The sequence below is a fragment of the Halomonas sp. ND22Bw genome, from assembly GCF_003011945.1.
In the GTDB taxonomy this organism is placed as follows: Bacteria; Pseudomonadota; Gammaproteobacteria; order Pseudomonadales; family Halomonadaceae; genus Halomonas; species Halomonas halophila.
Genome location: NZ_PXWD01001638.1, coordinates 1 through 241, shown reverse-complemented (window position 1 = coordinate 241; position 241 = coordinate 1). Strand labels below are relative to the sequence as shown.

The following is a 241-nucleotide window of genomic DNA, read 5'->3' as shown; positions in this document are numbered from 1 at the left end:
TCGGGTGCTCTGAAGCAGACCTAACCTGTGCCTTCGCCGCGGTCTGCTTGCCCAAGCAATATCTGCTGCAACTGGCCGACCGCTGTCACGATCTGCGTTTCGTTGAGCGACGAGTATCCGAAGACCAACATGTCGTCCCGTGCGCCGGGGTCGAAATCGTAGGCAGCCCCGCTCCAAAGAGCGTAGACCCCTATGCCCTGCTCGCGTGCGAGAAGCTGGATCTGCCGGGCGGGCAGAAAGC

General features: G+C 61.8%; 1 protein-coding gene. It reads right to left on the bottom strand.

Annotation, left to right across the window (positions count from 1 at the left end):
• Nucleotides 1-20: 20 nt before the first annotated feature.
• On the bottom strand, nt 21-241 hold a 221-nt coding region (locus tag CVH10_RS26380; protein ID WP_219925089.1), incomplete at its 5' end, for a hypothetical protein.